At 32.3% G+C, this 11,060-nt stretch carries 7 protein-coding genes; all 7 read left to right on the forward strand.

Annotated elements, in window-relative coordinates; translation table 11 throughout:
- The first annotated feature begins 34 nt into the window (after positions 1-34).
- The 7 genes from lepB (at position 35) to J2S13_RS07430 (ending at position 10,785) form a co-directional block, all read left to right on the forward strand.
- On the forward strand, positions 35-574 hold the full coding sequence (gene lepB, locus J2S13_RS07400; protein WP_307257099.1) for a signal peptidase I: 540 nt from the start codon (positions 35-37) through the stop codon (positions 572-574).
- Positions 575-662: 88 nt separating this feature from the next.
- On the forward strand, positions 663-1,517 hold the full coding sequence (ylqF, locus tag J2S13_RS07405) for a ribosome biogenesis GTPase YlqF (RefSeq protein ID WP_307257100.1): 855 nt from the start codon (positions 663-665) through the stop codon (positions 1,515-1,517).
- Positions 1,518-1,903: 386 nt separating this feature from the next.
- On the forward strand, positions 1,904-2,482 hold the full coding sequence (gene rnhB / locus J2S13_RS07410; protein WP_307257101.1) for a ribonuclease HII: 579 nt from the start codon (positions 1,904-1,906) through the stop codon (positions 2,480-2,482).
- Between the two features lie 557 nt (positions 2,483-3,039).
- Entirely contained in the window at positions 3,040-3,771 is a 732-nt protein-coding gene (locus J2S13_RS07415; RefSeq protein ID WP_307257102.1) for a 4'-phosphopantetheinyl transferase family protein, read from the forward strand.
- 581 nt (positions 3,772-4,352) lie between these two features.
- On the forward strand, positions 4,353-8,468 hold the full coding sequence (locus J2S13_RS07420) for a non-ribosomal peptide synthetase (RefSeq protein ID WP_307257103.1): 4,116 nt from the start codon (positions 4,353-4,355) through the stop codon (positions 8,466-8,468).
- Between the two features lie 11 nt (positions 8,469-8,479).
- Positions 8,480-9,715 (forward strand): MFS transporter, encoded by a 1,236-nt coding sequence (locus J2S13_RS07425; protein ID WP_307257104.1) that lies wholly within the window; start codon positions 8,480-8,482, stop codon positions 9,713-9,715.
- Positions 9,716-10,629: 914 nt separating this feature from the next.
- On the forward strand, positions 10,630-10,785 hold the full coding sequence (locus tag J2S13_RS07430; protein ID WP_307257105.1) for a hypothetical protein: 156 nt from the start codon (positions 10,630-10,632) through the stop codon (positions 10,783-10,785).
- Positions 10,786-11,060 lie beyond the last annotated feature (275 nt).

Here is an 11,060-nt window from a genome sequence, read left to right on the forward strand (position 1 = left end):
AGAGCCTGTTTATAAAAGAAGTGGTGGTGGAGAGATGACAAAAAAGAAAAACGAGCTTTGGGAATGGACGAAGGCATTGTTGATTGCGGTTGGATTAGCAGCAATTATTCGATTCTTTATTTTTACTCCAATCGTTGTGGATGGATTATCCATGATGCCGACTTTGCATAATGGTGATCGAATGATTGTCAATAAAATGGGGGATCCAGACCGGTTTGATATCGTCGTGTTTCATGCCCCCGAAAAAAAGGATTACATAAAACGTGTCATCGGCTTACCTGGCGATAAAGTGGAATATAAAGATGATAAACTTTATATTAATGGGAAATATTATGATGAGCCCTACTTAGAAGAATATAAAAGTCAAGAAGAGGACGGGCCGTTAACGCAGGATTTTACACTTGAAGAAATAATCGGCCAAAAAACCGTCCCTGAGGGAGAACTGTTTGTATTAGGGGACAATCGACGCTTTAGTAAAGATAGTCGTCATATAGGGACAATTGAAATCAAAAAAGTTGTTGGTGAAACAAAGGTTGTCTATTGGCCTTTTGATAGCATGCGGATCGTGAATTAATATCCCAAGCAATTTTTAGTTAGACTTCTGCCCAAGATTTAAGTACATCTTGGGCGGTTTTGCGCTTATAAGAAATAGGGGTGGACAAATGACAATACAATGGTTTCCAGGTCATATGGCAAAGGCGAGAAGGGAAGTAACTGAAAAGTTAAAACTCATCGATATTGTTTTTGAATTAGTCGATGCCAGGCTCCCGTTATCTTCGCGAAACCCCATGATTGATGAGATCATCGGGCAAAAGCCACGAATTATTTTATTAAACAAAGCCGATATGGCCGATCACGAGAGAACAGAACAATGGTTAGCATTTTTCAGGGAACGGGGAATGACGGCACTTGCTATCAATTCTCAAGCGGGAAATGGACTTCAAATGATTTTGAAAACAGCGAAACATTTATTAAAAGAAAAGCTTGATCGAATGAAGGCGAGAGGGATGAAGCCACGGGCCATTCGCGCACTGATCGTCGGAATTCCCAATGTGGGGAAATCAACGCTGATTAATCGCCTTGCAAAACGAAATATTGCCAAAACCGGGAATACTCCAGGTGTTACGAAAGCACAACAATGGATTAAAGTAGGAAAGGAAATGGAGTTATTAGATACTCCAGGGATTCTTTGGCCAAAATTTGAAGATGAAGCTGTAGGCTATAAATTAGCTTTAACAGGGGCGATTAAAGATACGATCATCAATCTACAAGAAGTAGCTATTTATGCTTTGAAGTTTCTGCAAGCACATTATCCAGAAAGATTGAAAGAGCGTTATGGCATCGATCAATTACCGGATGACATTGTGGAACTTTTGGATGATATTGGCGCAAAGCGGGGCTGTTTGACAAGTGGTGGACAAATCAATTACGACAAAGCAACAGAAGTCATTATTCGCGATGTACGGACAGAGAGACTTGGAAAGTTAACGTTCGATTTTCCAGAGGAAGAAGAATGAAATAGATTTTTTAAGGTTATGGTTAGGGAGCATTTGAAAGATTAGCGATTGCTTCTAAATCATGAATCGTTAGATAGAATCGCAATAAAATTTTTGAATAACACTTTTTTAAATAGATCGCATAAATTGCGATGGATGAAATCCTTATATCAGACCTCTGCCTCAATTACGATTGAGATGAGGTCTTTTTTTGTTTAGTTATTGACATCACGTCACGGGGAGTTTCCTTTATAATAGAAGAAAATGGAATCCAAAGGTAGAGGAGTTTTATAGATATGATTGATTTTATGATGTTCTATTAAGGATAAGATTTATAAATTTATAATGATATAGGATAATATATAATAAATCTAAGTATTTAGTAATTAAATGGAGGAATATGAGTAATGATTGTATGTGGAGTGGATGAAACAGGCAGAGGTTCGGCAATTTCAGGAGTTTGGGTTGGAGCATGTATACTTGATCCTAACAATCCTATAGAGGGGTTAAAAGATTCTAAGAAACTGTCTGCTAAACGACGTGAAGAGTTAGCTGAAGAAATTAAAAGTAAAGCTCTTAGTTGGAGTATTAATATAGCATCTCTTGAAGAAGTAGAAAACCTGAATGTTTTAAATGCTACTCTTCTTGGAATGAAAAGAGCAGTAGAAAGCCTAAATATACAGCCTAATAAAGTCTTTATAGATGGGAATAGAATACCTGATATTAATATTCCAGCAGAAGCAATCGTGAAGGGAGATGACTTAATCCCTTCGATTAGTGCAGCTTCTATAATTGCAAAAGTTGAACGGGATAAAGCTATTAAGGAGTTACATCAAATGTATCCCCAATATGGATTTGATAAGCATAAAGGATATTTAACAAAAGCTCATATGGAGGCATTAAGTAAGTACGGGCCTTGTCCTATCCATAGAAAAACTTATGGTCCTATTCGTGAGTTATTAGAAAAACAATTGGAGCTATTTTGATGGCCAAAAAAGCATAGTTAAAGTAAAACCAATTTGAGTAATAACTAACATTAATATCTTGGTAGCTAAATCATTCTCTAATTACTTACGGAGTACCTATCCGAATGCTAGTCGTTCTCGCAATAGAATTTTTGAGGATGATTGTTTATCAAGATGGCGATTTGAAATGTATGCACAAGCCTATGAAGCAGTCCCAGAGTTTATGGTGTTCTATAACGAAAGGCGCATGTATTCTAGCATTTTAGAATTATCGCCCAAATGGGTTTTATGAAAAGCAACAATGTGAAAACATGAAAATCAAAGAGGTACGGGTTTAATCCCCACCTTCCATTTTTTCTTCCTTTTGTCCCCAAAAATATTTTAACCGGAATCAAGGGGGACGAAAGTCGGGCGCAGCCTTGACCATTGAAGGAATGGAAGAAATGGCTATCTTCTCAAAAGGACAAAAGGAAACGAAAAAGCATATAATTTTGAGATAAAGTGAGATTGAGAAAGAAACTGTCCAAAATACGGGGTTAATCCGAAAAATAAATATAATAATACCATTGGAGGTTTCTATGCTTGGAATCTATGCACTAAAAATACCGGAAAATTTACATAGTGAGGAATATGAATTTTTAACCAAATTACTACAAAACAACAGTAAATTTCGAATTAAAAGGATGTTGAATACTAAAGATCAATATTTAAGTTTATTTGGAGAATTATTATCAAAATTAATTCTTTGTGAATACTATAATTGTAGGATCCAAGAGATAAATTTTGAAATCAATAAATATGGTAAGCCATATATAAACAACGATCTTTTCTTTAATATCAGCCACTCTGAAAATTTCTTAATATTTGGATACTCAAAAAAAATGATAGGAATTGATATTGAACAAATCAATAGCGAAGAAGATCTCTCCGAGTATAATATATTTAATCAAAAAGAACAGCAGTACTTAACTTCTTCTATAGATTACTATCTTCAATGGACATTAAAGGAAAGTTGGCTAAAGTGTATTGGGGTAGGTTTATTAATTAATCCTAAGGAATTCTCAATATTAAATATTAACGGCAGGTATACACTTGAAATAGATGATAGTGTGAATATTGAGAAGGATTTAAGTCTTGAAATATTTCCCTATGAATATCAATTTAGTACTCTAAAAATAGATAATTTTATTATTTCTATATGTATAAAAGATAGCACTTCTCGTAAAATTGATTTAACAAAAAGTATAATCGAAATTGAAGTAGATGATTTATTAAAGAGAATAAAAAACTCCCTACTAAAATATGATTAGAGAAGTGTAGATTTGTAGTAGCTAAAATTTTTTAGGGATTTAATTTTAACTTCAGTATACTATAATCTCTCCGAAATCAAGATCCCAAGTTTGGAATAAAAATGAATTATATGATTGAATTTCTCGTTTTAAAGGTGTAAAATCACTATATTCTGAAAATTGATTCTTTTTAGTATATTAAAAAGAGGGTAAATATAAATGGAATTAGTTGAGAAAGTTTATAGCAACAAATTAAAAGTAAATTATGTTTTAAAGATGTTGGTGTAATTTCTGACCCTGAAGCACAAAAGATTCGTTGGATTATTAAAACAGTGAATGTTTGGGACTTAGATAAGCATAAACAATTTATGATAAATGGATCTGATTGTATTGTAGAAGGATAATATCAAGTGTCTTACAATGTTTAAAAAGTCTTTCGTCAAGTATGGTCGCACACTTTTGGTGGAGTATTCAGTGTAACGTTTATACTAATCTAACGAAATTTTATAACTATTTTAAGTATTTTTATATAGATTTTTTACCTCAATAATAAGACAATTGGTATTTTTAATATCAGTTACTTTATTTCAAAGGAGAAATATATGACAACAAATAATAAATTCCTTCATAGTAAATTTGAAGATATGGCGCTTAAATTCCCAAATAAGATTGCTATAAAACATGAGAACAAGAGCATAACATATAACGAATTAAATCAATTGGCAAATGGTATCGCATTAACTTTATTGAATAATGGTATTAAAATAGGAGATCGGATTGGTATAGTAATGGAACGATCTATTGAAATGATTATTGGAATGTTGGGGGCCTTAAAGGTTGGTGCATCCTATATTCCTTTAGATCCACTATATCCAAAAGATAGAATTAATTATTGTCTATCACAAGCAAAAGTAAATCTCGTACTGTATCAAACCTCAACCTCAAATTTATTAAAGAATGATAAAACTAAAATTAATATGGATGAATTAGAACCTGAAAAAAGTATTAATTTACCAATAACTCTAACCAAAAATGAAATTCCAGCTTATATCATTTATACATCGGGTTCTACGGGAAATCCTAAAGGTGTAGTGATAAGTCATAAAGCAATTGTTAATCATATGGAATGGATGGAAAATGAATTTGAGTGGACAATGAATGATGTTTTTCTACAAAAAACAGCATCGGGATTTGATGCTTCAATATGGGAGATTTATGCTCCTTTGTCTTGTGGAGCACTCATGATTATCGGAACTTCCAATCCCTTTGAGATAGCAGATAGCATAAAGCAAAATAACATTACAGTTGTTCAGTTCGTTCCAACTGTACTTAAACTTTTAGTAGAGCAGAACCAATTAAAAAAGCTTAATTCTCTTCGGTTAATTTTTAGTGGGGGAGAGCCTCTACATATAGATTTAGTTAATAGCATTCATAATGAGTTGAAAATACCATTAATCAACTTATATGGACCTACTGAGGCCACAATAGACACAACTTTTCATGTTTGCCTTCCTGAAGATTCCAACTCTTATCTACAAGTTCCTTTAGGAAAACCGATAACAAATGTAGAGATTAAAATAGTTGATGAACAGATAAAAGAGGTTGAAGTTGGTTATTCAGGGGAGTTAATGATTTTAGGTGAGGGTTTAGCTTTAGAATATTTTGAGATGCCTGAACTGACAAATAAAAGCTTTATAATAGATCCAAGTACAGGGAAAAGAGCTTATTTATCAGGCGATATTGTAAAAATAAAAGAAGATAAAACCTTGGAATTTATTGGACGGAAAGATAATCAAATAAAGTTACGTGGGTTAAGAATTGAACTTGGGGAAATTGAAGTATTAATGCGTCAAATACCGTTCGTAAATGATGCAATAGTGAATGTAGTATCAGAAAATGAAACTGATTGGATAGTAGCTTATATTCGATGTGATGAGCATTTACCAAAATATGAAGGAGAAATTAGGAAAAGATTATCAGATTCTTTACCAAATTATATGATTCCAAATTATTTCGTGTTTTTGAGGGAATTCCTTTATTTGGAAAACGGGAAAATAGACAGAAAAAAATTATTTTTACTTCAATTTAAAAACAAGAGTAATAAGGCAATTTTAATGAATGGTATTTCTAAGAAGATTCAAGAATTATGGACAACATTATTAGGTCAAGAAGTCAATTCAATGGATGAGAGTTTTCAAAATCTAGGTGGACATTCACTATTAGCAATGAGATTAACTAGTAAATTATCTTATGAATTTAATATTGATTTACCTCATAATTTCGTTTTCTATAATCCAACTATAAACAAACAAAGTCAGTTTATTGAAAAAAATTCTGAGAATAAAACAAAAGTAATAAGTACAATTACCCATCAAATAGACGAAGACCTTGTTGCTCCTCTATCTATGGGGCAACAAGGAATTCTCTTTTTTGAAGACCAAAATGATAAATCGGCTTATCATATATCGTTTCAATTAGAAATAAAAAATGGTATTGGCTTTGAAGAAGTTTCAAAAAATATTAAAGTTCTTCAAAAAAAACATCCAATTCTTTTAGCATCAATAGATAAAGATGAGAATGGGGAGTTAGTGCAAAGGTATAATGAAGATATAGTAGAACAAAATTATAAAAAGATTAGTGCTACTAGTAAGGACAATATTAATGAAATAATTAAAAAGGAAATAAGCAAAAGTTTTGACCTTCAAAAAGGAGGATTTAGATATTTCTTTATCCAAACAGAGAATTCTAATCTAGCAATAATTACATTCCATCATATAATTGCTGATGGTCTATCGACTAATATATTTTTTGATGAATTAGATGAGCTCTTGTCTGATCCTAAAAAAAGAGGGTTTGAAGAAGTAAATAAATCATTTTTTAAATTTGCTAAGTCACAAGCAAATACTAATGATGAGAAAGGTTTAGAATTTTGGAAAGAATATTTGAATGGAATTCCTGATGTATCAAGATTTCCTGCTAGTATGATGAAACAAACAAAACAAACAAGAAATGGAAGTAGATTAACGATTCAATTACCAGAGATATTAGGTAAAAATATTGAAAATCTTAGTAGGGAAAAAGGGCAATCTGAATTTTCATTCTATTTCGGGGCTGCTGCATCTATTTTAGCTAAGTATAGTGGACAGAGGGATGTATGCATTGGTGTTCCGAATGCAAATAGAAGAAGTGAAGAAGAGTATGGTGCAATCGGAAACTTTGTTAATGTTATACCTTTTAGAATTAATTTTCCAGAGGAAGTAGCGTTACTGGATATTGTATCAAATATAACTCGTGATTATAAAGAATTAATACAATTTGACAATGTACCAATTGAATATATAATCCAGAAGATATTGAAAAAAAGGAGTGCCAACCATAGACCACTGTTTCAAGTAATGTTTGTTTATAATCGTTTCAGCACTTCCAATTTATACAGTTCTTTTGAAGTATCTCATGCTATTGATAGTTCTGCGAAATGTGATTTAAGCTTTATTGTAGAATACACTGAATCTTCAATTCAATTAATTATAGAATATTGCACAGATTTATTTGAGAGAGAAACAATAGAGTATTTAGAAAAAGAATGGGTAGAGCAATTAAATTTACTAATTGAAGAGCAGCCTCTACTAGAAATCTTTGAGAAGGAAGAACATATAAAAGATAGTAATATTAAAGAATATGGAACACTAGATCAGTTAATTATTGAACAAGTAAGAAATATTTGGAATGACGTGTTGAAAGTTGAGAAAAGTGATATTAATACCGATTTTTTTGATCTAGGTGGTCACTCTCTGCTGGCAATGAAATTAATAAATTTAATAAATAAGCATTTCTCGGTAACTCTTCCTGTATCGACTTTATTTGAATATCCAACAATTGAAGGGATAGCATATAAACTTTCCCATATTAACAATATTCACAATGGAGTAGTCCATCTTTACTCCAACCATAAAAAAAATAAAATTTGGTTCATTCATCCAGCTGGTGGTCAACTGTGGTGTTACAATGATATTGCAAAAGATTTAAAAGAATCCTTTGATATATATGGAATAGAGAGTGCCCCTATTTCAAACGAAAATATGCAGTTTGATGATAATTTACTTAGCATGGCTGAGTCGTATGCACTAAAAATTATGAATATTCAATCAGAGGGTCCTATTTATCTTGTAGGTTATTCATTTGGAGGGGTTCTTGCTTATGAAATAGCTAAAATCCTACAAGAGAAGGATTTAGAGATAGGTTCTTTATTTTTACTAGACTGTCATTTGCCAAAAAATGAAGAAATAAGTGATTTTGAACTTGTATTTTCATATGCATCTAAATTTACCAATGGTTCTAACGATGGCATTTCTATTTCTTATCTAAAGGAAAAAAATAAAACAGATTTATTATCGTACCTCCTGGAATTAGGTAAGAAAGGGAAACATTTACACGATGATGCAGACATTAAGGATGTTGAAAAAGGATTAGGTATTTGGATAGCCAATAATAGAGCAATCACTTCACACAAGATAAGTAATATATATAGTGGTAAGGTACTCTTTGTTCGGGCAGAACATAGTGATCAAGATTCAACAATAGGGTGGGAGCAATATTTAAAGGGAGAATGGTCAATATTTAATGTTCCTGCACATCATTTTACTATTTATGCACAACCTAGTGCGAGTATTATTGCAGATAAAATAAAGCAAGAAGTTTTTTCTACTATAATAAATTAATGAGGTAAAAAATGAAGAAAAATAATGTTAAATGGAGACTTTTTGCGGAAGGTATTCAGAACTCTCTATTTTATATGCTATTCCCGTTTATAATAATGTATTTAAATACTGCATGGGGTCCTTTAGTAGCATCTGCTGCACTTGTATCTATATCTATAATGGGAGTAATTTCAGGAATTTACGGAGGGATTTTTGCTGATAAATTCGGTAGATCGAGATTAATTATTATTACTAGTCTGAGTTTCTTTTTTTCTATATTATTATTTATTATAGGTAGACTAATAGAAAATAATATTCTTATTTATCTTAGCTTTGGTGTCATTAGCATAGCTTATTCTATTTACATGCCCGTGGGCAGAGCATATTTTGCAGATTGGTTAAAAGAGGATGAGCAAAAGAAAATATTTGTTGCTTCATATCAAGTTTTTAATATAGCAGTAGTATGTGGACCGTTATTAGGGAGCTTTGTTTTTAATGCTTTGCCAATGTGGTTCATTTTTGGATCGATATTCTCAACATTAATATTAGTTTATATATCAATATGTAAAACACCTGAGAAAAAGAATATTACAAATAATAAAGTCGCTATAAAGGAAAAGTTTGTTTTCTTAAATGCTATATCTTTAATTTTTATTGATAAGAGATTATTATTATTTGTATTAGGTAGTGTATTTGCAGCACAAGCCTTTATGCAACTTGAAATACTGTTACCTGCGAAAGTTATGGCAGAGTTATTAAAATCAACAAATTTTTTTAATATTACTTTAAATTCTACTCAATACTTTGCATCGTTTTTAATGCTAAATGGAATATTAGTTATCATTTTAGGTAGTGTATTTAGTAAATTATCATCGCACTACAGCAATAGATTTGGATTTGTAAGTTCAAGTTTCTTATACGGCCTCTCAATGATCGTTTTTGCTTTCGCACAAAATTATTTGTGGTTCTTAATAGCAGTTATTATTTTTACAATAGCAGAATTACTAATAGTTAGTACTCAAGATACCTATATAGCAAAAATCGCACCAGAAGAACAAAGGGCCAGATACTTTGCGGCTGCAAATATCAGGTATTCTATAAGTAGAATATTTGCTCCACAACTACTTGCGTTAGTTCCTTTACTTCAATATAAAGGTGCTTTTCTTGTATCTGCTTTATCTGCATTTATAAGTGCGATAATCTTTATTTGGTTATTTCAGTCGCAATTAAGTTATGCACATACTAAACAACATACGAAAGAAACGTAAATTAACACTGGGATTGACCCCTGTATTTAAGAAAGAGATCAAAAAAGCTTCTACTCAACCAGTTCTCGTTACAGTATCGGCAACTGGTTGTTTATTTACGCTCCGCCTGTATTCGGATATAGTTATAATACTTTATATAGTCTACCACACATCTTTTACGATTGCTGTCGCAGATGATGTGTGGAAGGGTTATTTATCAAGAAGCAGTTTTATCCATGGATCATGGTGCCTGTCCCCCAGTACGGTAAAGTTTTACCGTATCGGGGGACAGGCACCTTTTTTCCGAGAGAATTCTACCCAACACACCGAATATGAATGCTCATATAGAGTCGTTTCATAAAATTCTAGAAGACGAGTGTTTCGGTAGATTTTAATTTCAAATATACGAAGAAGCTAATGAAGAAGTGGCATGGTTTATGAAATTTTATAAAGGAACGCCGCATGCATTCTAGTATTCTAGATTTAACACCAAAGGAATTCTATGAAAGACAGGGATCCTTGGTAATTAAGGAAGTTCGGGTCTAGGGGACCTCGTATTGATTGAGCACCGGCTTGATTTGGAGTGGCGGGCATGATAGCTTCGTCTGGCGATGCCAAGTTTTGAAAAAGCTGGCTTCTTGGCAGGGAAATTATGCCCGCAGAGGCTCCATGTCAAGCCACCGTGGCCTTTAAAAAAATAACGAACGGGTAATGAAAATTAAAAAACTGAGAAAACAAGAGAATTAGTGAGATAATGTTCAAAATTCGGGGGTTAATCCGCAAACTCCCGGATGTTTAGAATTTACAAAAGATGTAAAATATTGTTAAAATTCTAATAACCAAATAACAAGGAAGGAGAACTATTAAGAGAAAAAAATTTAAACAAGTTATTAGTCCGTTGGTAATTGTTGGGGCTCTTGCAATAGGAGGTGCAAATGTTGCGTATGCTGCAACTTTTGGGAATAGTTCAAGTGGAGCTTCTTCCACTGAATCTTTCCAAATTAGATATGATGGAGCAGCATGGAATTACAGTAGCTCACCTTATAAAAGCACATCTTTTACCTATTCTAGAAATGGAAGAACTCTTATGAATAAGGTCGCTTACAACGGAAAGGTTACGGGTTCAGTTTGGGATGATTTAAGATGGGGTGACAAATACACTACGAAATTTAACTGGAATCGTGAAGCACGTAAATAATTTTATATTTACTTGAAATTATTTAGTATAAATTTCACTTATGTTTAGTAATGCATTTTTAAAAATGTATTACTAACTCAACTTTCGCACCAGAAAAATAAGTGCTAATCGTTGGTTTTATTGCGTTTAAGATTTATTAAATATATTGCTTGACACGGTTTATTAAAA

This window comes from Oikeobacillus pervagus, from assembly GCF_030813365.1.
GTDB lineage: Bacteria > Bacillota > Bacilli > Bacillales > DSM-23947 > Oikeobacillus > Oikeobacillus pervagus.